We start from the raw sequence: 24,760 nt of genomic DNA on the forward strand, positions 1-24,760 counted from the left end.
CGCGGGTGGCGTCCATTGCACGGCTGCGGCGGGCGCTGTTCGCCCGGCACTGCAACCCCTGGAGTGCGTGGACACGTTGGGCCAGCACGCCGCTGATCCTGGTGCCGGCCTGGACGCGACGGCGCAGCCATGCGATCTGGCTCGCGGTGTGGCTGGCGGCCAACCCGTACGTCTTCGGCGAGCCCCGGCGGCTGCACGGTTGGTCGACGCGAGCGATGCTCGGCGAGGAACTGTGGATCAGCCGACGCCCCCTCGACGGGGCCACCGTGGTCAGCGGGCTGACCTCGGCGACGGCGCTGATCGCGCTGGTGGCCGCCCGCCGCCATCTGTTGCTGCTCGCGGCGATCGCTACCACGCTGCACATGTCGCTCACCCTGGTCTATTGGGAGCAAATGGTGCGTTATCTCGCGCGTGAGCGGCAGGGCGCAGCCACGCGGCAGTAGCGTGGCAACCATGCCCGACTTACCAGCAAACCCCGCACCCGACCCCGGGTACGACAGCGCGGGTGTACCGACCTTCGACTCGGTGCGTGAGAAAATCGAAACCCGCTACGCGGCGTCACTGGGTGACGCGGAACTCGACGCCGAATCCCCAAAGGGCCGCTCCGTCGACGAGCAATACGAGGAGCGCCGGCGTGCCGCGGCCGAACGATTGGCGCAGATCCGCGAGTCGATGCGCGCGGATGAGGGTTAGGGCGGTTGGCTTGACGCCGGGGGGACATCGATGAGTGAAGCGCGCGTTGGTAGCCGGTTCGGGCACTACCAGTTGCGCCGACTACTGGGCCGCGGCGGGATGGGCGAGGTTTACGAGGCCTACGACTCCGTCAAAGACCGCGTGGTGGCGCTGAAGCTGGTGTCCACGCAAGTGAGTGCCGACGACGTCTTTCGCCGGCGCATGCAACGGGAGGCGCAGACCGCGGGACGGCTGGCAGAACCGCACATCGTGCCTATCCACGACTACGGCGAGATCGACGGCCAGCTGTTCATCGACATGCGGTTCATCGAGGGCGAGGACGTCGGCTCGGTGCTGCGCCGCGGCGGACCGCTGCCCCCGCCGCGCGCGGTCGCCATCGTCGAGCAAATCGCGTCCGCGCTCGATGCCGCCCACCGCGCCGGCGTCATTCATCGCGACATCAAGCCGGAGAACATCCTGCTCACCGAGGGCGACTTCGCCTACCTGGTCGACTTCGGCATCGCCGCCGCTGCCACCGACCAGCGGGTGACCAAAACCGGTGCCGCCGTGGGCAGTTGGAGCTACATGGCGCCGGAACGATTCGGCAAGCAGGACCCGACTTACCGAGTCGACGTCTACGCCCTGGCCTGTCTGCTATACGAATGCCTCACCGGCGCAACGCCGTTCCAGAGCGACAGCCTCAGCAGCCTGATGGCCGCGCACATGATGGAACCCATCCCGCGGCCCAGTCAGCGAAACCCGGCAGTCCCGGCAGCATTCGACGACGTCATCGCGCGCGGTATGGCCAAGAACCCCGACGACCGCTATGTCACCGCCGGCGATCTGGCGCAGTCCGCCCTGCACGCGCTCAGCACCCCCGACCAGGACCGGGCGACCGACCTGATCCACCACAGCCGCCATTTCGCCCCGCCGCCGCAACCCTGGACCCAACCGGCACCCGTGCCCCCGACCTGGGTCACCAACCCGCCACCCTGGACGCCGGCCCCGCCACCCAAGCGCAGGCTGGGGCTGATGATCGGCGCGATCGCGGTCGTCGTCGCGTCCGTCGCCGGTACCGCGATCTGGGCGGCCGTGCGTAAACCCGGTGCGTCGGAACCCGACACTGCACTCACCACCACCGCCGCCACCACCGCCGTGGCACCGACCACCGCGCCTACCAGCGCCGCACCGACAGTGACTCCCGCACAACTGAATTCGATCCTGACGCCGATCGAACTGGTCAACGTTCTGATGGGCACCACCGGAATCATCGTGGACCATAGCGCAACAGAGATGAGCGACTCCGGCCCCGACAGCACACTGTCGGATGACAAGTGCCTGGGAGCACTCATCGGCTTTCAAACCAAGACATACAAGAGCAGCGGCTATACCGCGATGCTTGCCCAGCTGCTGACGAAGCCGCAGAGCGACCCCGGTTACGTCGTGGTGCAGGGCGCCGTGATTTTCGCGTCAGCCAACCAGGCCCAGGCATTTGTGGCGGCGCAGGTGGATCCCTGGCGAAGCTGCGCCGGCAGAACCGTGACCCAGGTCAACAAGGGCGTCACATCCGAGTGGACCTTCCGGGAGGTCAGCGGCAATCCGCCGAATATCGCCCTGCAGCACACGTTGGCCAACAGCCCGGTGGTGTGCCAGCACGTGCTGTCCGCGGTCTCCAATGTAGTTCTCGACGTCAACGGGTGCGCGCCTGGAATCATCAACCAACCCCGGCAGATCGCCAATGACATGGCGACCAGAGTGCCCGGCTAAACCGTTGCGGCGCAATCTAACAGCGTGCAGCAGAACGTGACAGGCCGGTCACGCGATTGGCGCATCCAGGGCCACTGGCGCAGTATTGCGTTATGAGACGAGAAGTGGGCGTGCAACTCGAAGTCGACATCACCTCGGCCACGACGTTGGAGTTTCAAGTCGCCGTCGCACCACATCCACTCGCGGAGGTCTTCGAGTCACTGCGCTTCGTCCTGAACGGAGTACAGGTTCACCCGTTGGAAATCAGCGGCGTGCACGGAAACCGCATCCACAAGTTCGACGCCGCGGCAGGCACGCTGAAGGTCGACTACTCGGCCACCGTAGTGGGCCAGACCAGTCCCGCGCCGGTGACCGAATACGACCAATCGATGTATCTGCGACCCAGCCGCTATGCCGAGGCCGACAAGTTCTATGGCTTTGCCGCAACCGAATTCGGTAACCACCACGATTCGGCGACGCTGCTGGAGCACGTGAGTTCGTGGGTGGGTACCAGGCTGAACTATGTGCCCGGCTCCAGCGATCCGATTGACGGCGCGGTGGAGACGCTGCTCGCGGGCAAAGGTGTGTGCCGCGACTTCGCGCATCTGGTCGTGGCGCTGCTTCGAGCGGTGAAGGTCCCTGCCCGCCTGGTATCGGTGTATGCACCCGGCCTGTCCCCCATGGATTTTCACGCGGTGGCCGAGGCCTTTGTCCAGGGGCAGTGGCGGGTTGTCGACGCGACGCTGTTGGCGCCGAGACAAACCCTGGTGCGCATCGCCACGGGCCGTGATGCCTCCGACACCGCGTTCCTCGATAATCACAAGGGCGCGATCACACTCACCAAACTGATGGTGACCGCCGTCGTCGACGGCGACTTGCCCGGCGATTCGATCGATCAGCTGGTTTCCATCCGCTGAGATTTCCCGGCAGTCCTCAGGCAAAGACACCGCGAATCAATTCAATCCGCTCTTGTCCACGGCACGTCGGGTGCGACGGATTTCAAACACTCGCTCGCCGCGGGCGGCGCGGAGAATCGAGTCGGCGGTCGCGAACGCCCGGGAATCACGATGCGCGGCAAGGACGGACAGGCCCGCAGACCGGCGCAAGAGCATCACCGCAAGCGCCGTGCCGGTTCGGTAGGGAACGATCAGAATCTTTGCCCGCGCATCGTGACCGCAAACCGTCATTACGTGCGGGTGGATGCCCTGCCACCAGGCCCAATTCAGATCCGGCTGGCGTTGTATCGCTGGCCAATTGACGTTGATGTCGATGACCTGGCCTAACCGCGCTTCCAAAATGGAGACCAATTCCGGGAGCTCCCGTGAGATCAGCCCAGTACGTGGCCACCAGGCCCCATCAATCTTGTCCCCGAGCCCTGATGCCAGAGTGAGCCGCACCTGGCTGCCGGGGTGCCGCGCCTCTAGCGTGCCCGCAGATACGCCGACATCTGTTGTTGGATTCTGTTGAGAAGCAATGACATCGATAAATGTATCTGCGCGATTCATGGCGCGGCCCCTCGAGGTTCGAAGCGATCGGACCGCGAGTCGGGCCGACGGAGGAATCGCATTGCCCGTAGCGCCGACAACGAAACAGCTCAGTGACGACGTTACGCCATTATCCGGTCATGCGTAAGCCCGCAGTCCTCCCGCCTGGTGTACACGTTCAGCTAGACGCTGAATTCCGCCGCACCTGAGGTATTTTCAGTCGCGGCAGTTCAGAGGCACCGTCGGCGTAACGGCGAGGATGCGCCACTATTCCACACGGAGACCGAGTCGGCGGTAGACCGGCACCGCGCATCGAAGATTGCCTTTCGGCGATTCGCGCGCCGTTCATGCAGACGTGGGAGTTATGCTGTTGCGGTCGTGGGTTTGTCGAGTACCGCTTCCTCCGGTAGCCGTCTGCGATGGCAGAAATTGTTAGACGGGAGCGTCACTGTGGCGCACGTTTCGTCGTCCCCCGCCAGCCCGACCCGATTGACGCTGTGCGAACGCGACCTCAGCCAGGCGGCCGTCGACGGCGTGTGGTGGCCGAAAAGCTTGGACCTGAGCGTGGAGCTGCTGGACCTCGTAACGGTGTTCAACCTATGGCTGGGCCGGGTGCGCCGGGTCGTTTACGACCCAACCGCATGGTTGCCCGCCCCGTCGCGAGTTCTCCGCCGCAATGAGATGGTCTCCCTTGACCCGTATCGGATGGTCTTCAGCGACACCATCTACCTGAAGGGCGCCAGGTCTCGCGACGCCGTGCTGTTCGTACTCTCGCCGTCCAGTTCCGCCGACGAAGTGAAGCAACTTCTCGGCGAGGTCGCCGCGTCAGGACAACCGATGAATGCCAGCGTGTTACGGCACATGGTCCTCCAACCGAGCCCGGGTTTCGGTCGTGCGTTGGAACCCTCGCCCGCCATCGGGTGCGGTGTGGATTGGACGCCGGGACGCTGAGGCCCGCCGACGCGGCAGGAAAGCCGCAACACCAACAGCGCAACGGGGCGTACACTCGACCAATCGGGGCCACACAGGCCCCATCGAAGGGCTGTGATGACCGACAAGTCGCCCCGGCAAGCCATGACGAAGAAATCGAGTAAATCCCTGAAAGAGAAGCGCGCCGATAGGCGCGCCAAGGTCGCCCAGACTTCGGCGACTGAGGTGTTGGCGCAGACCAAGAAGCGTTGAGTCAATAGCCCGTCGAAATCCAGCCTCATCGTGTAGGCCCGGAGAAATCATCCGACCTAACGCCGTTGACGTGCGGCGTTGCCCGTTAGGCACACCGCGGCCGGGTCAGAATCTTAGGTGCATCCGAATTGCATCTAGTTGAAAAAAGAGAGAGAAAAAGAATGACACAGGGAACTGTGAAATGGTTCAACAACGACAAGGGCTTTGGCTTCATCGCCCCTGATGACGGCGCAACGGATGTGTTCGTCCACCACTCCGAGATCCAAGGTAGCGGTTTTCGTTCCCTTGAAGAGAATCAGCGAGTGCAGTTCGAAATCAACCAGGGACCCAAAGGCCCCCAGGCTGTGCAAGTGACCATCGTATAGCCTTTCAGTACGAAAACCCCTGGGGCGGAGTGGATGTCGTCCTAGTTCGGTGACGATCAACCGTCAGCCCCGGGGGTTTTGGCAACACGGCGTCCCGGCGCCACCGTCGGACGGCAGCGATCGCTGTTTTGAGGCCACGGTGACGACCTGTTGCCGGGTCGGTCCAGGCCAAGCCGGGCGCCAGGTCGGCGAACATCCGCTCGCTGCGAGTCTCCGCTGCGTCGTCCGCGCTGTCGCGCAAGTAACGGTCCGGCAGTGAGAGTTTGGCGATGGTGCGCCACGTCTTGCCGCACTGCACCAGGAATGAGCCTGTGGTGTAAGGCAAGTCGTACTTGTCGCACAAGGCGCGCACTCGCACCGAAATCCCGTGCAACCGGTTGCTCGGCAGGTCGGGGTACAGGTGGTGCTCGATCTGGTAGCACAAATTCCCACTCATGTACCGCAGCGTCGGTCCGGCGTCAAAATTGGCACTGCCGAGCATCTGACGCAGATACCACTGACCTTTTGATTCCTCGACCATGTCGGTGTTGGCGAATTTCTCTGCGCCATCGGGGAAATGCCCACAGAAGATCACCGTGTCGGCCCAGACGTTGCGAATCAGGTTGGCCACGATATTGGCCTTGAGCGTGGATTTGTAGCCCGCGACGGGCGACAGCGCAGTGATACCCGGGAACGCGACGTAGTCCTTGACCGCCTGCCTTCCCGCCTTAACCGCCAGCTCACGCACCTGCCGGAGGGTAGTCTCGCGGTCCGCGCCGGGCTTGAGGATCTTGCCGAGTTCGATGGGCTGGAAGCCAATTCCCCACTCGAAGCCGAACGCCAGGATGGCGTTGAACAGCAAGTTGCCGGCGTTGAACGGCCGCCAAGGCTGGTCACGAGTAACCCGGAGAATGGCGTATCCGATGTCGTCGTCCATGCCGACGATGTTGGTGTATTTGTGGTGCTGGTAGTTGTGGGTCGACCGCCAGTGTTTCGACACCCCAGCCATGTCCCACTCCCACGTTGAGGAGTGGATCTCGGGGTCGTTCATCCAGTTCCACTGGCCGTGCATGACATTGTGGCCGATCTCCATGTTCTCGACGATCTTGGCCACCCCCAGGGTCACCGTTCCGGCCCACCACGCCCAGCGTTTCGAACTAGCGGCGAGCAGGACCCGTCCCACCCCCTCGAGGGCCCGTTGTGCGGCGATGGTGCGACGGATGTACAGCGCGTCGCGCTCACCAAGGGACTCCTCGACGTCCAAGCGGATCGAATCCAGCTCGACGCCCAAAGCCTCGATGTCGGCCTCGGTCAGGTGAGCGAACGCGGCAATGTTACTGATTGCCATGGTTTGTCCTTTCGTAGGGCAGAGTTTCACCGCAGCCTGTATCGCCTAGCCGCCGGCGGGTCCAATCGCCAACCGAGCGCGACGGCTTTACCGCGATATCTGGCTGGGTGGTTGTCTACACCCAATTGATTTGCACACCAATGCCATTCGTAGCCTTGGTGAAGTGGGTCTGGCCGGGCGGTTACCCAGCGAAGCGAAGTTTGTCGCAACCGGAGCCGCAGCTGACCTGGCCGGGCAGCCGAGCCGAGTAACTCTGGCTCCTTAGCAGTAGTGGCGGCGGTCGCCGACCGCGGGCCTCGGCAGTTCCACCGAGGCAATTAGCAGGCGGCGACGAACAGAACGGCCCTTAGAACCAAAACGGCTTTGGGTTTGGCTGGAAGTCTCAACAACTACCACGCTACACCCACAACCTGGTGCGCCGTCGTTATCGCCGCACCGGGGCTTGATGCGTGGGATTTCGTGGCGCACCATGACCGGATGGCTGCTCTCGAAACGCTGGACCCGGTGCACGCAGGATGACCGAATTCGCTACCACTCGCGTCGCGGTGTACCTGGACTTCGACAACATCGTGATCTCCCGGTACGACCAGGTGCACGGGCGCAACTCCTTCCAGAAGGACAAGGCCAAGGGTCTCGAGGTGGACCGGCTGCAGTCGGCGACCGTCGACCTCGGCGCCATCATCGACTTCGCATCGTCCTTCGGCACCCTCGTGCTCACCCGCGCCTACGCGGACTGGTCCGCCGACGTCAACGCGGCCTATCACGGCCAGCTCGTGGGCCGTGCGGTCGATCTCGTTCAACTCTTCCCGGCCGCCGCTTACGGCAAGAACGGCGCCGATATCCGGCTGGCCGTCGACGCGGTCGAGGACATGTTTCGGTTACCCGATCTGACCCACGTGGTGATCGTGGGCGGCGATTCCGATTACATCGCGTTGGCGCAGCGGTGCAAGCGGCTCGGCAGATACGTCGTGGGCATCGGTGTGGCCGGCGCCAGCAGCCGGTCCCTGGCCGCGGCTTGCGACGAGTTCGTAACCTACGACGCCCTGCCCGGGATACCTACTGCCGCAGCGCAATCCACCGATTCCAAGAAACGCGGCCGGCAGCAGAACACCGCCGCCGAGACCGACGACGCACCTGCCGATGCACAGGCCGCGGCCACCGGATTGCTCGAACGCGCGCTGCGTATCGGCCTGGAGAAGGACGACACCGAGTGGCTGCACAACTCGGCAGTCAAAGCCCAGATGAAGCGGATGGACCCGTCGTTCAGCGAAAAGTCTTTGGGCTTCAAATCATTCAGCGATTTCCTGAGGTCCCGCAACGACCTGGTCGAACTCGACGAGACCAGCACCACGCGTCTGGTGCGGCTGCGCAGCGAAACGGTTACGTAGTCCGAAGCGCCAGGATTGCCGTCGCCAGTCCGCGTCGCCCCACACCCGAGACGTGCGATCGTTGGGATGTGTTCCGAAACCTGTGCTCGGAAGCGGTCTCTGGCGCGTCGTCGGAGGTAGCGGTCAGAAAGCGGTCCGGCAGCGCGAGTTTACAAATTGTGCGCGCGGTGAGTAGGAACTGGCGATGCAACGGGCCGGTCGTATACGGCAGGTCGTAGGCGACGCACAACTCGCGGACCCGCTCGGCGATTTCGGGGTACCGATTGCTCGGCAGATCCGGGAACATGTGATGTTCGATTTGATAACAGAGGTTTCCGCTCATGAAGCCCATCACCGCCCCGGCCCGGAAGTTGGCGGTACCCAGCATCTGCCGGAGATACCACTCGGGCTTCGTCTCAGCCTCCAGCACTGACGGGGCGAACTTTTCCGCTCCGTCGGTGAAGTGACCGCAGACGATCACGACGTATGCCCACACGTTGCGCAGTCCGTTGGCAACCACGTTGGCCCCCAACGTGCGCCACCACCGCCGGCGACTCAGCGCGGGAAACGCGACGTAGTCCTTGCCGACCTGCCGAGCAATCTTGCGCATAAGCGCCGTTCGGTGCGTGGCCTTACCGGCGCTCGTCGTCTCGCGCTCCTGCACTGAATACATGCAGTGCAATGCGACACCCCACTCGAATAACAGCGCAAGCAGCGCCGCGCGCAACGGCTGCATCAAGGCGCTGGGCTGCCACTTCTCGTCTCGAGTCACTCGCAGGACTCCGAAACCGAGATCGTCGTCAACGCCGACAACGTTGGCAAAGACGTGGTGTTTGTAGTTATGGGAGTTCTGCCACTGGGATGTCAGGCCGGCCATGTCCCATTCCCAGGTATTGGAATGGACTTCCGGGTCGTTCATCCAATCCCATTGACCGTGGCTGATGTTATGGCCCAGTTCCATGTTCTCGATGCACTTGGCCGCGGCCAGAGCGGTTGTCCCGACAGCCCAGCCGAACTTGCCCTTGCCGACCCCGATGACCAGCCGTGCTGCGACCTCGAGGACTCGGTGAAAAGCTATGGCGCGCAAGATATATGCGCGATCGCGCCCTCCGCGCGAAGACTCGATATCGCAGCGGATCTGGTCCAGCGCCGCCCCGAACTCCTCGAGATCGGTGTCGCTGAGATGGGCGTATTCGGCAACGTCAGTGATGGCCATTGACGCTCAACGCAATTCGCGCACAGTGGCGCGGGACGTGCGCGCTACAGCGCACAATCGAGGAAGGCTGGTAAGCCGCAGCATCTTAGGTAACGTCCGATCGTTTTTTGATGGCGGTTGCGCGCACAAGCCGAAGATTGGCGGCGCGAGGTCAGCTGAGCGAGAACGTCTCAATCGGCACAGCAGAACTGCGGCAACGAGCCACCAGAGTCGGCCGTCCGGGCGACGCCCAGTACGGCGCCTTTCCCGAAACTTACTGGTCGGGGCTGCGACTCAGCCCTCTGCTCGAGCACCTGCCTTACCCCCTGGCTTCGATTGACCTCTGAGGCTACATGAGCGGCACCATATGCGGCTATGCGCATCTGCCGGAGGCCGCACTCACGTTCCCCGCGCAGTAGGGTGAGCAGCCTACGCTGGCCCATAGAGGCGAGCCCGAGGGGGCGTTAGTGCGGCAACTGAGTTGGACCGACGACATGATGTTGCGCGCGGAGACGCCGGCGACACCGATACAGATTCAGCTGCTGCTGATATACGACCCGGCGACCGCGCCGGGCGGCAAGGTGACCTTCAGGGGCATTCTCGAGGAACTCGACGCCCGGCTGCACCTGGCGGACGTCTTTCGGCACCGGCTGACCGAGCTGCCCGGGGGTTTGCATCGGCCCTATTGGGTGGACGACCCGAACTTCGATCTGGAGTATCACGTCCGTCATATCGGGCTGCCCCAGCCCGGTGACTGGCGGCAATTGTGTATCCAGGTCGCGCGTCTTCATGCCAGGCAGGTGGACCTGCGGCGACCGCCCTGGGAGATCACTGTGATCGAGGGACTGAATTCAGTATCGGGAGTACCGAAGGGCTCCTTCGCAATGGCGTTGAAACTGCACCATTGCGCGGTCGACGGGATGGGCAGCGTTCAGATGATCGCCGCGTTGCACGACCTGGCTGCGGACAGCCCCCGGCCCACCGGGCCCGACGGTCCCTGGCAGCCCGGCCCGCTCCCGTCGAACGCGGCACTACTCTCGCGCGCGACGATCAACGCCGCGCTATACCCGTGGCGCGCGAGCGGGGTGCTGTTCGCCAACGCCCCCAAGGCGGTGCGCGGACTCGCCGGTCTGCCGGGCAAGCTGATCGGAGGTGCCGCCCGCCCCGCGATGCCCTCATTTCCGCCGAAGACCCGTTTCAACCAGACGGTCTCGGCGCACCGTGTCTTCGAGGCCAGATTCCACGAGCTCGCCGATTTCAAAAAGATCAAGGCCAGCGTTCCCGGCGCGACCATTAACGACGTGGCACTCGCGTATGTCGGCGGCACGCTTCGCGCATACCTGGACGGCCACGGCGAGCTACCGGATGAACCGCTCGTCGCGGCCTGCCCGATGTCGGTACGCAGGCCGGGCGATACAACTAACAACGGAAATGATTTGTTCGGCCGACTGCAAACGCTCGGAACCGACATCGCCGATCCGATCAAACGGCTCACGGCGATCGCGGAATCGACCGCGGGAAGCCGCGCCGACGCGGAATCGGCCAGCACCAGTCAGCTTCTCCAATTGATCGGCACGGTGCCGACTGCACTGCTCGGAATGACGGCGAAGGCCGCGAACGCGCTCCCGTTCTCCGGCCCGACGATCGCCAACACGACCGTCACCAATGTTCCGGGTCCCGCCGAACCGCTGTTCTTCAGCGGTGCCCGACTCGTCCGCGCCGCCGGTCTCGGACCGCTGGTCGGCGGCGCGAATCTCATCCACGTCGTTGCCAGCTACAACGGGACGCTGTCGATTAGCGCGACCGCGGATCGCGACGCGCTGCCCGACCCGTCGCGATACGCCGCGTGCATGGACGAGTCGTTCGGCGAGTTGCTCGCGGGCTCGGGCTAACCGGCAACGACTCAGGCGCTGACTTTGCGCCGCCCGCTGGGCCGCGGCTTGGCCACCGACGGCGCACTGCGCCCGACCACCTCGGCGAGAAACTTACCGGTGTAGCTCTCGGGCACCGCGGCGACGTGCTCCGGAGTGCCTTGGGCGACAACGGTTCCGCCTTCGGCGCCACCCTCGGGGCCCATGTCGACGATCCAGTCCGCGGTTTTGATCACGTCCAGGTTGTGCTCGATCACGACGACCGTATTGCCCTTGTCCACAAGGCCGTTGATCACATTGAGCAGCTTGCGGATGTCGTCGAAATGCAACCCGGTGGTCGGCTCGTCGAGGATGTAGATCGTGCGCCCGGTCGAACGCTTCTGCAGTTCGGAGGCAAGCTTGACCCGCTGCGCCTCACCACCGGATAGCGTCGGTGCGGGCTGACCGAGCCGGACGTAGCCGAGGCCGACGTCGACCAGCGTGCGCAGATAGCGGTGAATGCCGCTGATCGGTTCGAAGAAGTCGGCGGCCTCCTCGATCGACATGTCCAGCACTTCGGAGATGGTCTTGCCCTTGTAATGCACCTCGAGGGTTTCCCGGTTGTACCGGGCGCCCTGGCACACCTCGCACGGCACATAGACGTCGGGCAGGAAGTTCATCTCGATCTTGATCGTGCCGTCCCCGGTGCATGCCTCGCAGCGGCCGCCCTTGACGTTGAACGAGAACCGGCCCGGTTGGTAGCCACGGACTTTCGCCTCGGTGGTCGCGGCGAACAACGTGCGGATCTTGTCGAACACCCCGGTGTAGGTGGCCGGGTTGGACCGCGGCGTGCGCCCGATCGGCGACTGGTCGACGCGAACGAGCTTGTCCAGCTGGTCAATTCCGTTGACGCGGGTATGCCGACCCGGGACCTGCCGGGCACCGTTGAGCCGGTTGGCCAGCACGGCCGCCAGGATGTCGTTGACCAACGTCGACTTGCCCGAGCCGGACACGCCGGTCACCGAGGTCAGCACGCCGAGCGGGAACGACACGTCGATGTCGCGCAGGTTGTGCTCGCGCGCCCCGACGACGGTGAGCTGACGCTTCTTGTCGACGGCACGCCGATGTTTCGGTGTGGCAATGCTTTCCCGGCCCGACAGGTAGGCCCCGGTGATCGAGTCCGGGTTGCTCAGCAGCTCCTGGTAGGTCCCGCTGTGCACGATCTTGCCGCCGTGCTCGCCGGCGCCGGGCCCGATGTCGACGATCCAGTCGGCATGCGCGATGGTGTCCTCGTCGTGCTCGACGACAATCAGCGTGTTACCCAAAGCCCGCAGACGCGTGAGTGTTTCGATGAGACGGCGGTTGTCGCGCTGATGCAGCCCGATCGACGGCTCGTCAAGCACGTACAGCACACCGACCAGGCCGGAACCGATCTGGGTGGCCAGCCGAATGCGTTGGGCCTCACCGCCGGACAGCGTGGCGGCCGCCCGGGACAGCGACAGGTACTCCAGTCCGACGTCGAGCAGAAAGCCCAGCCGCGACTGGATCTCCTTTAGCACCTGCCCCGCGATCGCCTGCTCGCGCGCGCCGAGGGTGAGCGCGTTGAGGAAGTCGGCACAGTCGGAAATGGACAGCTCGCAGACCTCGGCGATGGACTTGGCGCCCCGGTCGCCCGCGGCCAGCGACACCGCGAGGATCTCGGGCTTAAGGCGCGTCCCCTCACACACCGGGCAGGGCACGTCGCGCATGAAGCCCTCGTAGCGTTCCTTCATCTGCTCGGACTCGGTCTGCTCCATCTTGCGCTGCAGGAACGCCAGCACACCTTCGAAATCGGCGTAGTACGAACGGGTTCGGCCGTACCGGTTGCGGTACCGCACATGAACCTGATGGTCGGAACCCTCGAGAATCGCCTTGCGGGCCTTGGCCGGAAGCTTGCGCCAGGGGGTGTCGACGTCGAATCCCAGCTCCTCGCCGAGCCCGGCCATCATCCGGGTGAAGTACTCCGCTGTGTGGCCGGCCGACCACGGCGCCACCGCCCCCTCGGCCAGGGTGCGTTCCGGGTCGGGCACCACGAGGTCGGGATCGACCTCTTTGCGGATACCCAGGCCCACGCATTCGGGGCAGGCGCCGTAGGGCGAGTTGAAAGAGAACGAACGGGGTTCTAGATCGTCGACGGCCAGCGGATGTCCGTTGGGGCAGGCCAGCTTCTCGGAGAAGCGTTGCTCGCGCGGGTGGTCGTGTTCGTCGCGGTCGTCGGGGAATTCCAGCACCACAATGCCGTCGGCCAGGTTCAGCGCGGTCTCCACCGAGTCGGTGAGGCGCTGCTTGGCGGCAGTCTTGACGGTGAGGCGATCCACCACCACCTCGATGTCGTGCTTCTCCTGCTTCTTCAGCTTCGGCGGATCGGACAGCGGGTGCACCACGCCGTCGACCCGGACCCGGCTGTAGCCCTGCGCGTTGAGCTTGTCGAAGAGGTCGGCGAACTCACCCTTACGGGTACGGACCACCGGGGCCAGCACCAGAAATCGGGTGCCCTCCTCCATCGCCAGCACCTGATCGACGATCTGCTGCGGGGTCTGGCGGGCGATCCGCTCGCCGCAGATCGGGCAGTGCGGGGTGCCGGCCCGCGCGTAGAGCAACCGCAGGTAGTCGTAGACCTCGGTGATGGTGCCGACGGTCGATCGGGGGTTGCGGTTCGTCGACTTCTGGTCGATGGACACCGCCGGCGACAGACCCTCGATGAAGTCGACGTCCGGCTTGTCCATCTGCCCCAGGAATTGGCGCGCGTAGGCCGAGAGCGACTCGACGTAGCGACGCTGCCCCTCGGCGAAGATGGTGTCGAAAGCCAGCGACGACTTGCCCGATCCGGACAACCCGGTGAAGACGATCAACGAGTCGCGCGGCAGGTCGAGATCGACACCGCGCAGGTTGTGCTCACGGGCACCCTTGACGATTAGGCGGTCAGCCAACGCTGGCCCCTCTCTGCAACTATCTGGCTATCTTTGCTCGCCTGACGGCGGTTACTGCGCACGGCGCATTCCATGCTAGGTGCCCCCACCGACAAGACACCCATCCCAGCCGACGGAGCAGTAACGTGGCCGCTATGACCCGCGCCGGCGACGATGTGCCGGCGCACGCCCGGACTGAGGAGTGGCGCACGTGACGATCGTGGACGACAACTACACCGGACACGTCGACCCTGGTAACGCCGCCCGTCGCACCCTGCCCGGGGCCACCATCGTCAAGGCGTCGGTCGGCCCGATGGACAACAACGCCTACTTGGTGACATGTTCCGAGACCGGGGAAACGTTGCTGATCGACGCCGCCAACGACGCTGACGTGCTGATCGACCTGGTCCAAACGTACGCCCCGAAGGTGTCGCTGATCGCGACCAGCCATCAGCACTTCGATCACTGGCAGGCATTGGAGGCCGTCGCCGCCGCCACGGGCGCGCCGACCGCTTCCCACGAGATCGACGCCGAACCGCTGCCGGTCAAACCGGACCGGTTTCTGGCCAACGGCGACACCGTGCAAATCGGCAAGCTGACGTTCCACGTGATCCACTTGCGCGGGCACACCCCGGGTTCGGTCGCGCTGGCGCTCGACGGCCCGGCGACGGGCGGCGTCACGCAGTTGTTCACCGGCGACTGCCTGTTCCCCGGCGGGGTGGGCAAGACGTGGCAGGAAGGCGACTTCGCCCAGCTGCTCAACGACGTCACCAGCCGGGTGTTCGAGGTGTATGACGATTCCACCGTCATCTATCCCGGCCATGGCGACGACACGGTGCTTGGCGCCGAGCGCCCCCATCTGAGCGAATGGCGCGAGCGAGGCTGGTAACCGCTCGCCTCTCCCGCAGGATCCGCGGAGTAGCGAAGAACCCGTCCGTCAGGACGTGGTGTGCACGATCAACACGTCGACCTTGGCCCGACGTGACACGTTGGCCGGCACCGAGCCGAGCAACCGGCCCGCGATCGTGCTCAGGCCCACGTTACCGACGACCAGCAGGTCGGCCTTCACGTCTTCGGCCAGGCTGACCAGGGCGTCAACGGGGGCGCCGACGATCGGGCGCTCCTCGACGTTCTTGGCACCGGCCTTGTGCGCCCGCTCCTTGGCGTCCTGCAAGATCGCGTAGATCGGGGCGGTGCCCGAAACCTTGTAGCTCTCTTCCTTCAGCACGTCGGCGGCCCGGCCGTCCTGGTGCTGCGGCAGATACGCCGACGCGACGATCAGCTTGGCATCCGCCCCGGCGATGGTTGCCGCCCGTTCGACGGCACGCAACGATGAGTCCGAGCCGTCAGTGCCGACTACCACGGTCCGATAAGCGGACATTTACCCTCCCAGTCGTTTGCCAGGCCAACCTCAAGACAGTAGCGCGTTGTCCGATCTGGATGGGTCAGATTACCCACACCGAAGCGGTGTGGCGCAAGCCTCCATTTACGGCGCCACGCTGCGGCAACGGCCTCGATTCCCGATAATGAGGCCGTGGCATGTCCCCGCCCGGGCCGGAAGGCCTTGCGTGGCGGCGTTTTCCGGGAACGACGGGCGCGGCAAGGGCGGTCCGTCGGGGATGCGCGGATATCTTGGGCCGGCCGCGCGGACTGTTGATGACCAGGTCGATCGGGTGCGCCTTACAGTGACAAGCATCATGGCTACGTCCGCCGTCGAGCAGCGCTCCCCGGATGTCACCGCCGAGTCCGGGACCGGGCCCGCGCGGGGCAGGTTGCTCGACCCGTGGTCGATCGCCGTGCTGGCCGCCGTCATCAGCGGCGCCTGGGCCTGCCGGCCTTCGCTGTGGTTCGACGAGGGAGCCACGATCTCGGCCGCGGCGAGTCGGACTTTGCCCGAACTGTGGCGGCTGCTGGGCCACATCGATGCCGTGCACGGCCTGTACTACCTGGTGATGCACGGCTGGTTCACCCTCTTTCCGCCGACCGAGTTCTGGTCGCGGGTTCCCAGCGCGCTGGCGATCGGGGTCGCTGCCGCCGGTGTCGTCGTGTTCACCAGGCAATTCACCCCGGGACGCGGCACCGCGGTGTGCGCGGGCGTCGTCTTCGCCATCCTGCCGCGCACCACCTGGGCCGGCATCGAGGCACGCCCCTATGCCATGTCGGTGGCCGCGGCGATCTGGTTGACGGTATTGCTGGTCACGGCGGTACGGCGCAACCGACGCCGGCTGTGGGTGGGTTACGCCGTGGCGCTGATGGTGTCGATCCTGCTGAGCCTCAACCTGGTGTTGCTGATCGGTGTCTACGCGGTGATGCTGCCGCTGCTCGCGCCCAAGGGATCCCGCAAGTCGCCGGTCATCTGGTGGGCGGCCAGCACGGCCGTCGCGCTGGGCGTGATGACGCCGTTCATCCTGTTCGCGCACGGTCAGGCATTTCAGGTCAACTGGCTGTTCCCGGTCAGCTGGCACTACGCCTTCGACATCACCCAACGGCAGTATTTCGACCACAGCGTTCCGTTCGCTGTGCTCAGCGGGGTGATCATGGTGGCCGCGATCGTCGCCCGACGGTTCGGCGCGCCCGGCCCGGCGGGCGACATGCGCCGCCTGCTGACCATCGTCATCGGATGGATCGTGTTGCCCACCACCGCTGTGGTGGTTTATTCGGCGATCAGCGAGCCGATGTACTTTCCCCGCTACCTGATCCTGACCACACCCGCGATGGCCGTGCTGCTGGCGATCTGCATCGTCACGGTGGCACGACGGCGGTGGGCCATCGTCGGTGTCGTGCTGCTGTTCGCGCTCGCCGCGGTGCCCGATTACCTGTTCGTCCAACGCTGGCCGTACGCCAAGGAAGGCTGGGACTACAGCCAGGTTGCCGACCTGATCAGCTCGCACGCCGCTCCCGGCGACTGCCTGCTGGCGGATAACACGGTGCCGTGGCGGCCCGGTCCGATCCGCGCGCTGCTGGCGACCCGGCCTGCCGCGTTTCGATCGCTGATCGACGTCGAGCGCGGGGTGTACGGCCCCAAGGTCGGTTCGCTGTGGGACGGCCACGTCGCGGTGTGGCTGACGACGGCCAAGATCAACAAGTGCACCACGTTGTGGACCATCACCAACTACGACAACTCGTTCCCCGAACATCAGTCCGGACAGTCGTTGCCGCCGGGCGCATTCGGCCGCACCCCGGCGTATAAATTCCCCAGTTACCTCGGCTTCCACATCGTCGAACGCTGGCAGTTCCACTACTCGCAGGTCGTCAAATCCACCCGCTGACAGTGCGGGTGACGATGACCCTTTCCGGTGCGCAAATGGGAACGGCGCCAAGCACTTTCGCCGGAATCGACGGCGTGCTCGAAGTCCTGCGCGCCGAGGACGAGGTGGATTAGGTGTAGCGGTCGTCGCGGGCCGCACGATACGACGCCACCACGCCGCTCGCGGCCAGCACCGCGAAGACGAGATACAACGCGCGGGCCGCCGCGGCATCGTCGGCCTCATTGAGGTTGACCACCACGCCCGCCAGTCCGCCCCCGAACGCCGCAGAGACCAGCTGGACCGTGTTGATCGCCGCAGCCGCCGCACTGCCCTGCTCCGGGTCGTCGGAATCCATCGCACGCACCACCAGGTGCGGCCAGGCGATCCCGATGCCGGCGCCGGTGATCAGCAGCGCGAGCGCCCACAGCGCGACGAACCCGAGCGGGGCGTACGCGCGTTGGGTCAGCGCCGCCAGCGCCAGTCCCGCGGCCATCACCAACGGACCCGCGACGACGAGGCGCCGAATCACGCGCCGATCGGTCAGTGAAGCGCTGATGATTTCGCTCCCGGTCCACCCGGTGGCCAGCGCCGCAGCGAGAAACCCGGACTCCACCGGGCTCAGGTCAGCCAATTTCTGGCCGAACAGCGGCACATAGATATTGGCCATCGCGGCGGCCATCTCCACCGCCATGACAATGAAGATCCACTTCGTCGGCCCCGGCCCAAATACGCTGCGCGGCAACACCGCTACCGGCGTTCGCCCGTCGACGACGACGAAGACGAAAACCAGCAGCACGGCGGCGAGCAACAACCCCAGGTTCTGAACCAGGTGATGCGGAAGCGCCGCAACGCTGACGGTCAATGCGGCCGAACTCATCAGCAGCAGCGACCAAATGGGGACCTTGCGGACCGGCGTCAGCGGATTGTGGACGACGTGGCCGGGCTCCATAACGGTCAGCACCACCACCACCATCAGCACGGCCCCGATGCCTGTTGCGGTGTGCCCCCACCGCCACAGCCCGAGTTGAGCGAAGAGCCCACCCGCCACCGGGCCGATCAGCGTCGATACTCCCCACATGGCGGACACCAGCGCCGAGCCGCGGGTCCACAGCGAGCGCGGGAGGGCGGTGTTGATCAGCGCGTAGCCCAGACCAGCCAGCAGGCCACCGGACAGACCTCGCAAGGTGCGCCCGGCGACAAGAACCGCCATGCTCGGCGCCAACGCGTTCACCACGCTGGCGAGGGCAAACACGCTGAGCCCGATCAGGTACGCCCGTCGTGCACCGATGCGCTGCAGTATCGGGTGGACCGCCGAGGCGGAGACGACGGAACCGATCAGATACAGCGTCGTCGCCCAGGAAAACAGCCGCGCTCCGCCGATGTCGGCGATGATGCTCGGAAGCATGCTGACGGTGAGGAATTCGTTGGTGGAGTACAGCAGAACGCCGCCCGCAAGCACAGTGGACATCCCCAGGTGCTCGCCGAACAGCTCGCGCCAACTACCGGTCTCATCCTTCGTGACGGTCACTGGTACACCGTATGGTGCGAATCTCCAGTTTGGTCAGCAAAGCATCAGCGCGATGCGTGACGATCGCGCCGACTGGCCAAGGTGGACGCGACGACGGCCGACGCCGCCAGCCCGGCGATGACGGCATACAGCCAGCGGGCCGCCGCCACGTCCCCGCCCGTGGCGTTGTTGACGACCACGCCAGCCAACCCGGCCCCGAAGGCCGCGGAGATCAATTGAACGGTATTGATCGCTGCGGCCGCCGCGCCGCCCTCGGACGGGTCGTCGACGGTGTCCATCGCACGCATCGAGAGATGCGGCCACGTCATCCCCATCCCGATGCCGGCGATCAGGAATCCCGCCGCCCAGACCATGACGACCCCCGCCGGCGCGTCAGCGCGCTGAGTTACGGCGGCCAGGGCCAGACCCGACGCCATCACCAGCGGCGCCACCGCGATCACCCGGTCGACGAGGCGAGGGTCACTCAGCGAGGCGCTGGAGAGCTCGGCGATGGTCCAGCCCATGGCCAACACCGCGCCCAGAAATCCCGCCGCGACCGGCGTCAGATGGGCCAACCGCTGACCGAACAACGGCACATAGGTGTCGACCATCACGGCGGCCATCTGCACCGCCATCGTCAGGTAAATCCATTTCAGCGGGCCACGCCGAAACACACTCGGCGGCAATGCTTTTGCATGCATCCGCCAGTCGGCAAGCACGAATACGACGATCAGCACCACACCGGCGACCAGCAGACCCGCCATCGCAAAGACGTTGCGCGGCAACTCCGCAACGCTGACCGCCAACGCGGCGGCGCCCATCAGCAGCAACGACAGCACCGGCACCCTGGTAATCGCCGCCTGTTCGCCGGAGCCGACATCGGCGTTGGTGAGCACCCTCGGCACCAACACCGCCATCAGCACGGCGAGAATGGTCGTCACACCAAATGCCCAGCGCCACAATCCAAATTGGGCAAAAAGGCCGCCTATCGCCGGCCCGATCAAGGTCGCGACCCCCCACATCGCCGACACCAGAGCCGAGCCACGAGTCCACAGCGAACGCGGGAGGGCGGTGTTGATCAGCGAATAGCCCAGGCCGGCCAGCAGGCCACCGGCCACACCCTGCAGGGCGCGTCCGCCGATCAACACCCCCATGTCCGGCGCCAGCGCGCACACGATGCTCGCGACGGCGAAGACGGTTAAGCCCCACAGGAATGACGAGCGCGCACCGATGCGCAGCCGCAGGGTGTTTACGGTGGCGGCCGCGACGACGGAGCCGACCAGGTAGAGGGTGATCACCCACGCATACAGCCGGATGCCGCCGATTTCGGCGACGGTGCTCGGGAGCAGGCTGGCGGTCAGAAATTCGGTGGTGGCGTACAGCAGAACACCACCGGCCAGCACGGTCGACGTTCCGAGGTAGCCGCCCAGCAGTTGGCGCCAGCTGCCGGTCTCGCTCGTCGTATTCGCCACCCCTACACCGTATTAGGCACCGCGGGTCACTTCAGACCGGCGGCATCCATTCCGCGCAGTTCCTTTTTGAGGTCGGCGATCTCGTCGCGGAACCGCGCGGCCAGCTCGAATTGCAGGTCGCGGGCGGCGGCCATCATCTGCGCGGTGAGGTCTTTGATCAGGTCGGCCAATTCGGCGCGGGGCATGCTGGCGGTATCGCGGCCTTCGATGATGCCCGCGCTCACGGCGCGACCGGGCTCTCCTTGCGCGCGCCGGCCGCGCGACGCGTTGCGGCCCGACCCACCGATCTGGACGTTCTCGGAGTCGTCGGCCTCGCGATAAACCTGGTCGAGGATGTCGGCGATCTTCTTGCGCAGCGGCTGCGGGTCGATGCCGTTGGCCTCGTTGTAGGCGATCTGCTTGGCGCGCCGCCGTTCGGTCTCGTCGATGGCCTCCGTCATCGAGTCGGTCATCTTGTCGGCGTACATGTGGACTTCGCCGGAGACGTTGCGGGCGGCGCGGCCGATGGTCTGGATCAGGCTGCGCGCCGACCGCAGGAAGCCTTCCTTGTCGGCGTCGAGGATCGACACCAGCGACACCTCGGGCAGGTCCAGACCCTCGCGCAGCAGGTTGATGCCGACCAGGACGTCGTAGTCGCCGAGCCGCAGCTGGCGCAGCAGCTCCACCCGGCGCAGCGTATCCACCTCGGAATGCAGGTAGCGCACCCGGATGCCCATCTCCAACAGGTAGTCGGTGAGGTCTTCGGCCATCTTCTTGGTCAGGGTCGTCACCAGCACCCGCTCGTCGGCCTCGGCCCGCTTGCGGATCTCCCCGATCAGGTCGTCGATCTGCCCCTTGGTCGGCTTGACCACGACCTTGGGGTCCACCAGGCCGGTCGGGCGAATCACCTGCTCGACGAACTCGCCGGCGGCCTGGCCGAGCTCATAGGGCCCTGGGGTGGCCGACAGGTACACCGTCTGCCCGATCCGGTCGGCGAACTCCTCCCAGGTCAGCGGGCGGTTGTCGACTGCCGACGGCAACCGGAATCCGTATTCGACCAGGTTGCGTTTGCGCGACATGTCGCCCTCGTACATGCCGCCGATCTGCGGGACGGTGACGTGCGACTCGTCGATGACCAGCAGGAAGTCCTCCGGGAAGTAGTCCAGCAGCGTCGCCGGAGGCGAGCCGGCGCCGCGGCCGTCGATGTGGCGCGAGTAGTTCTCGATGCCGGAACAGAACCCCACCTGCCGCATCATCTCGATGTCGTAGTTGGTCCGCATCCGCAGCCGCTGGGCTTCCAGCAGCTTGCCTTGGCTCTCGAATTCGGCGAGCCGCTCCTCGAGTTCCTGCTCGATCGTGGAGATCGCCTGCGCCATCCGCTCCGGACCCGCGACGTAGTGGGTGGCCGGAAAGATCCGCAGCGAGTCGACCTGGCGAACTACGTCGCCGGTCAACGGGTGCAGGTAGTACAGCGCCTCGATTTCGTCGCCGAAGAACTCGATGCGCACCGCGAGCTCCTCGTACGACGGGATGATCTCGACGGTGTCGCCGCGCACCCGGAACGAGCCGCGGGTGAAGGACAGGTCGTTGCGGGTGTACTGCACGTCGACCAGCAACCGCAGCAGCCCGTCGCGGGGCACCTCGGTGCCGACCCGCAGCTCGACGGAACGGTCCAGGTAGGACTGCGGCGTTCCCAGGCCGTAAATACACGACACCGACGCCACCACGACCACGTCGCGACGGGACAGCAGCGACGACGTCGCGGAGTGCCGCAGGCGCTCGACGTCGTCGTTAATCGAGCTGTCCTTCTCGATGTAGGTGTCGGTCTGCGCGATGTACGCCTCGGGCTGGTAGTAGTCGTAGTACGAGACGAAGTACTCGACCGCGTTGTGCGGCAACATCTCTCGTAGTTCGTTGGCCAGCTGGGCGGCCAGCGTCTTGTTCGGGGCCATCACCAGGGTGGGCCGTTGCAGGCGCTCGATCAGCCAGGCAGTGGTGGCCGACTTTCCGGTGCCGGTCGCCCCGAGCAGCACCACGTCGCGCTCCCCCGCCAGGATCCGTCGCTCCAGCTCGTCGATCGCGGCGGGCTGGTCACCGGCGGGATCATGCGGGCTGACCACCTCGAACCGGCCACCCGCGCGCACGACCTGCTCGACCGCGCGGTACTCCGAATGCGCGACGACGGGGTGCTCAGTGGCAAAGGCCATGTCCCCAGGGTAGAGGCGTGCACCGACAAGCGTGTCGACGCCGGTCTTGACAACCACATCCGGCACACAGGCACCACCGTGTGAAAGTCGGCTTTCGGTCCGCCGGCGAGGTCCATCCGCCAGAACCTCAGTGGCGGGTCCACATCCGGGTGACCGGATCGCACTGCAGCAGATACCCGTCGTTCGAGGTGGACATCGCGAACACCGGGACGTCGGGCAGGTCGCATGAGCTGCCCGCGGCGTGCACCCCGGTCGCGATGGGCGCCTTGTCCCAACTGTTGCCTTCACACACGACCTGCTGGTTGCTGGTCGGGTCGTAGGCGAGCTTGTCGACGTCGGTGCACAACCCGCCGAGCACCGCCGGCGCCGGGTGTGCGGGTGTGGTCGAGGTGCTGATTACCTGATTGGGATCGGCCACCGCGACGCCCGCCGGCACGCCACCGACCCGGGTCGCCACCACCGGGACCCGCACCACGGCGCCCTGCGCGGCGCACTCGTTGCTCAGCACCGTTTCGGTCTCGGTGCCCCGCAGCGTGCCGTCCGGTTGAGGCGCCAACGACCAGGCGACGGTCTCCTGCTGAGTCGCCCTGACTTGCCCATTGGGCTGGCGGCAGCCGACCCGCTCCTGCTGTGGCGCGCCCTGCCAATACCCGCTCAGATAACGCCAGGTGTCGGTCTCGCCGCCGTCGGCAGTGCTGGCCACCTGGTGGTTGGTGTCGTCGAGCTTCGTTCCGCTGGCCGCACATCCGTTGGTGGTGCACACCGAACGGAAAGCCCACCAATTTGTGGCGGAGCCGTCGTGGCGGATCGGGACACCGTTGGTGGTCCGCTTGGATCGGTCATAGGTCAGTTGATAGGTGCCGTCGAGCACCGGTCCCCCGGGTCTTGGCGCGACACTGGCGGCGGGCACCGACGGTCGCGAGGCCAGCGTGGGATTGGGCTGCGGACTTGCCGGCGCAAAGGAGTACAGCGTCGACCAGGTTGCCGCGACGGCAATCAGCACCGCGGACACCAGCGCGGCCGACCAGCGAGTCCGCGACGAAAACCTATGGTAGGCAGCCGAAACAAGGCCACGAGCGCCGTGCCGGCGGTGCGGCAGGACAGCCGCGTCAGCGTCCCGGGCGGTCTCCGCGACGGCGTCGACCCGTTCGCCGACGGCGGCGGCGAATGCGCGACAGCGCTCGAAGCGCTCCGCGGGTTGCTTGCCAAGGGCTTTGAAGAACAGGTCGTCCAGGTACGCCAAATCCGGGCGGTAATCGCTGAGCCGCGGCGGATCCTCGTGTAAATGCTGACTGATCACCGCGATCGGGTTGGCATGCTGGAACGGCGGAGCGCCGGTGAGTAGATGAAATGCGGTGGCGGCCAACGCATATTGGTCGGCACGTCCGTCGATGTTGGATCCGGTCAACTGCTCGGGCGCCGCGTACGCGACCGTGCCGACAGCGACGTTGGTCTCGGTGATCCCGCTGATGTTGCCCAGGTGTCGCGCTACTCCGAAGTCCGCCAACAAGATTCGCTGGTCATCGTCACCGGGATGGGTGAGCAGAATGTTGGCGGGCTTGACGTCGCGGTGCAACAAGCCGCGATCGTGCGCGTAATCCAGTGCGCCCGCGACGGCTTGAAGAATCGCGCACACCTGCCCGACGGGCATCCCTTCGCAGTAGCGCTCTTTCACCAGACGGGATGCGTCGGTGCCCTCGACGTAATCCATCGAGATCCAGAGCTGACCGTCGAATTCGCCGCGATCGTGGACGCCGACGATGTGCGGGTGCCACAGCGTGGCGGCGAGATCGGCTTCCCGGTTGAACCTTTCGCGGAATTCGCTGTCCGCGGTGACGGCCTCGGCGAGGACTTTGATCACGTCGCGACGCGGCAACCGCGGATGCAAAGCCAGATACACCTCGGCCATCCCCCCGGCGCCCAGCGGTCGCAGGATGGTGTACCCCGCAAACGACACACCGTTGGCCATCGCCTGGCGTGAGCCGCTGACCTGCTCGGCGGCGACCTCGGGCTCGGGGTTGGGAATCGACGGGGGGACGCGGCGGAACAGGTGGGCGACGGTCATTGAAGGGCGCGAAGGAAATTGGGCGCGCAGCGCCGCACGGGCCTGTCGCGGGTTAGTCGGCAGCCGCCGGCCGCTGCCGAGGCGCCGGGTCGGGCGCTTGCGCTCGTCCATATGTGATGGCCCCCTCGTGTGTCAGCATCCGTGCG

Annotated in this window: 20 protein-coding genes; 11 read left to right on the forward strand and 9 right to left on the reverse strand. The window is 65.6% G+C overall.

Annotated elements, in window-relative coordinates; genetic code table 11:
- The first annotated feature begins 5 nt into the window (after positions 1 to 5).
- From AAHS21_RS16015 to AAHS21_RS16030, 4 genes are all read left to right on the forward strand, one after another.
- Positions 6 to 443 carry a DUF6653 family protein gene (locus AAHS21_RS16015; RefSeq protein WP_342928593.1) on the forward strand — a complete coding sequence of 146 codons (438 nt, stop codon included), beginning with the start codon at positions 6 to 8 and terminating at the stop codon, positions 441 to 443.
- 10 nt (positions 444 to 453) lie between these two features.
- Positions 454 to 693, forward strand: a complete 240-nt coding sequence (locus AAHS21_RS16020; protein WP_342928594.1) for a hypothetical protein — start codon at positions 454 to 456, stop codon at positions 691 to 693.
- A gap of 30 nt (positions 694 to 723) precedes the next feature.
- Positions 724 to 2,439 (forward strand): serine/threonine-protein kinase PknH/PknJ, encoded by a 1,716-nt coding sequence (locus tag AAHS21_RS16025; RefSeq protein ID WP_342928595.1) that lies wholly within the window; start codon positions 724 to 726, stop codon positions 2,437 to 2,439.
- A 92-nt stretch (positions 2,440 to 2,531) separates the two neighbouring features.
- Positions 2,532 to 3,335, forward strand: coding sequence for a transglutaminase family protein (locus AAHS21_RS16030; RefSeq protein ID WP_342928596.1), 804 nt, complete (start codon positions 2,532 to 2,534; stop codon positions 3,333 to 3,335).
- 36 nt (positions 3,336 to 3,371) lie between these two features.
- On the opposite strand, the gene AAHS21_RS16035 is transcribed toward AAHS21_RS16030, so the two are convergent.
- Positions 3,372 to 3,923 (reverse strand): DUF5994 family protein, encoded by a 552-nt coding sequence (locus tag AAHS21_RS16035; RefSeq protein ID WP_342928597.1) that lies wholly within the window; start codon positions 3,921 to 3,923, stop codon positions 3,372 to 3,374.
- A gap of 429 nt (positions 3,924 to 4,352) precedes the next feature.
- Between AAHS21_RS16035 and AAHS21_RS16040 the strand changes: the two genes are divergently transcribed.
- The 3 genes from AAHS21_RS16040 (at position 4,353) to AAHS21_RS16050 (ending at position 5,449) form a co-directional block, all read left to right on the forward strand.
- On the forward strand, positions 4,353 to 4,853 hold the full coding sequence (locus AAHS21_RS16040; protein WP_342928598.1) for a DUF5994 family protein: 501 nt from the start codon (positions 4,353 to 4,355) through the stop codon (positions 4,851 to 4,853).
- Positions 4,854 to 4,949: 96 nt separating this feature from the next.
- Entirely contained in the window at positions 4,950 to 5,084 is a 135-nt protein-coding gene (locus tag AAHS21_RS16045) for a hypothetical protein (protein ID WP_264002055.1), read from the forward strand.
- Between the two features lie 161 nt (positions 5,085 to 5,245).
- Positions 5,246 to 5,449, forward strand: coding sequence for a cold-shock protein (locus AAHS21_RS16050; RefSeq protein ID WP_342928599.1), 204 nt, complete (start codon positions 5,246 to 5,248; stop codon positions 5,447 to 5,449).
- A gap of 4 nt (positions 5,450 to 5,453) precedes the next feature.
- Here AAHS21_RS16050 and AAHS21_RS16055 read toward each other — a convergent pair whose 3' ends face one another.
- Complete coding sequence (locus AAHS21_RS16055; protein ID WP_342928600.1) at positions 5,454 to 6,776, reverse strand: fatty acid desaturase; 1,323 nt, start codon at positions 6,774 to 6,776, stop codon at positions 5,454 to 5,456.
- A 515-nt stretch (positions 6,777 to 7,291) separates the two neighbouring features.
- Between AAHS21_RS16055 and AAHS21_RS16060 the strand changes: the two genes are divergently transcribed.
- Complete coding sequence (locus AAHS21_RS16060; protein ID WP_342928601.1) at positions 7,292 to 8,164, forward strand: NYN domain-containing protein; 873 nt, start codon at positions 7,292 to 7,294, stop codon at positions 8,162 to 8,164.
- On the opposite strand, the gene AAHS21_RS16065 is transcribed toward AAHS21_RS16060, so the two are convergent.
- Positions 8,157 to 9,359 (reverse strand): acyl-CoA desaturase, encoded by a 1,203-nt coding sequence (locus AAHS21_RS16065; RefSeq protein ID WP_342928602.1) that lies wholly within the window; start codon positions 9,357 to 9,359, stop codon positions 8,157 to 8,159. The two genes, AAHS21_RS16060 and AAHS21_RS16065, sit on opposite strands and share 8 nt — an antisense overlap.
- A gap of 446 nt (positions 9,360 to 9,805) precedes the next feature.
- Here AAHS21_RS16065 and AAHS21_RS16070 point away from each other — a divergent pair, with 446 nt between their 5' ends.
- The gene (locus AAHS21_RS16070) at positions 9,806 to 11,230 is read left to right on the forward strand and encodes a wax ester/triacylglycerol synthase family O-acyltransferase (RefSeq protein ID WP_342928603.1); all 1,425 of its coding nucleotides are present in this window, start codon (positions 9,806 to 9,808) and stop codon (positions 11,228 to 11,230) included.
- A gap of 11 nt (positions 11,231 to 11,241) precedes the next feature.
- Here the strand turns inward: AAHS21_RS16070 and uvrA are convergent, their stop codons facing one another.
- Positions 11,242 to 14,157 (reverse strand): excinuclease ABC subunit UvrA, encoded by a 2,916-nt coding sequence (uvrA, locus tag AAHS21_RS16075; RefSeq protein ID WP_342928604.1) that lies wholly within the window; start codon positions 14,155 to 14,157, stop codon positions 11,242 to 11,244.
- Positions 14,158 to 14,347: 190 nt separating this feature from the next.
- Here uvrA and AAHS21_RS16080 point away from each other — a divergent pair, with 190 nt between their 5' ends.
- Positions 14,348 to 15,025 carry an MBL fold metallo-hydrolase gene (locus AAHS21_RS16080; RefSeq protein WP_342928605.1) on the forward strand — a complete coding sequence of 226 codons (678 nt, stop codon included), beginning with the start codon at positions 14,348 to 14,350 and terminating at the stop codon, positions 15,023 to 15,025.
- A 48-nt stretch (positions 15,026 to 15,073) separates the two neighbouring features.
- Here the strand turns inward: AAHS21_RS16080 and AAHS21_RS16085 are convergent, their stop codons facing one another.
- Positions 15,074 to 15,517, reverse strand: coding sequence for a universal stress protein (locus tag AAHS21_RS16085; RefSeq protein WP_096287167.1), 444 nt, complete (start codon positions 15,515 to 15,517; stop codon positions 15,074 to 15,076).
- Between the two features lie 316 nt (positions 15,518 to 15,833).
- Between AAHS21_RS16085 and AAHS21_RS16090 the strand changes: the two genes are divergently transcribed.
- Complete coding sequence (locus AAHS21_RS16090) at positions 15,834 to 17,405, forward strand: glycosyltransferase family 39 protein (protein WP_342928606.1); 1,572 nt, start codon at positions 15,834 to 15,836, stop codon at positions 17,403 to 17,405.
- 109 nt (positions 17,406 to 17,514) lie between these two features.
- On the opposite strand, the gene AAHS21_RS16095 is transcribed toward AAHS21_RS16090, so the two are convergent.
- From AAHS21_RS16095 to AAHS21_RS16110, 4 genes are all read right to left on the reverse strand, one after another.
- Positions 17,515 to 18,912 carry an MFS transporter gene (locus AAHS21_RS16095; RefSeq protein WP_342928607.1) on the reverse strand — a complete coding sequence of 466 codons (1,398 nt, stop codon included), beginning with the start codon at positions 18,910 to 18,912 and terminating at the stop codon, positions 17,515 to 17,517.
- Between the two features lie 44 nt (positions 18,913 to 18,956).
- The gene (locus tag AAHS21_RS16100) at positions 18,957 to 20,363 is read right to left on the reverse strand and encodes an MFS transporter (RefSeq protein ID WP_342928608.1); all 1,407 of its coding nucleotides are present in this window, start codon (positions 20,361 to 20,363) and stop codon (positions 18,957 to 18,959) included.
- Positions 20,364 to 20,389: 26 nt separating this feature from the next.
- Positions 20,390 to 22,549 carry an excinuclease ABC subunit UvrB gene (gene uvrB, locus AAHS21_RS16105; RefSeq protein WP_342928609.1) on the reverse strand — a complete coding sequence of 720 codons (2,160 nt, stop codon included), beginning with the start codon at positions 22,547 to 22,549 and terminating at the stop codon, positions 20,390 to 20,392.
- Between the two features lie 127 nt (positions 22,550 to 22,676).
- Positions 22,677 to 24,725, reverse strand: a complete 2,049-nt coding sequence (locus AAHS21_RS16110) for a serine/threonine-protein kinase (RefSeq protein ID WP_342928610.1) — start codon at positions 24,723 to 24,725, stop codon at positions 22,677 to 22,679.
- Positions 24,726 to 24,760: the final 35 nt, after the last annotated feature.

This window comes from Mycobacterium sp. 050272 (assembly GCF_039023525.1).
In the GTDB taxonomy this organism is placed as follows: Bacteria; Actinomycetota; Actinomycetes; order Mycobacteriales; family Mycobacteriaceae; genus Mycobacterium.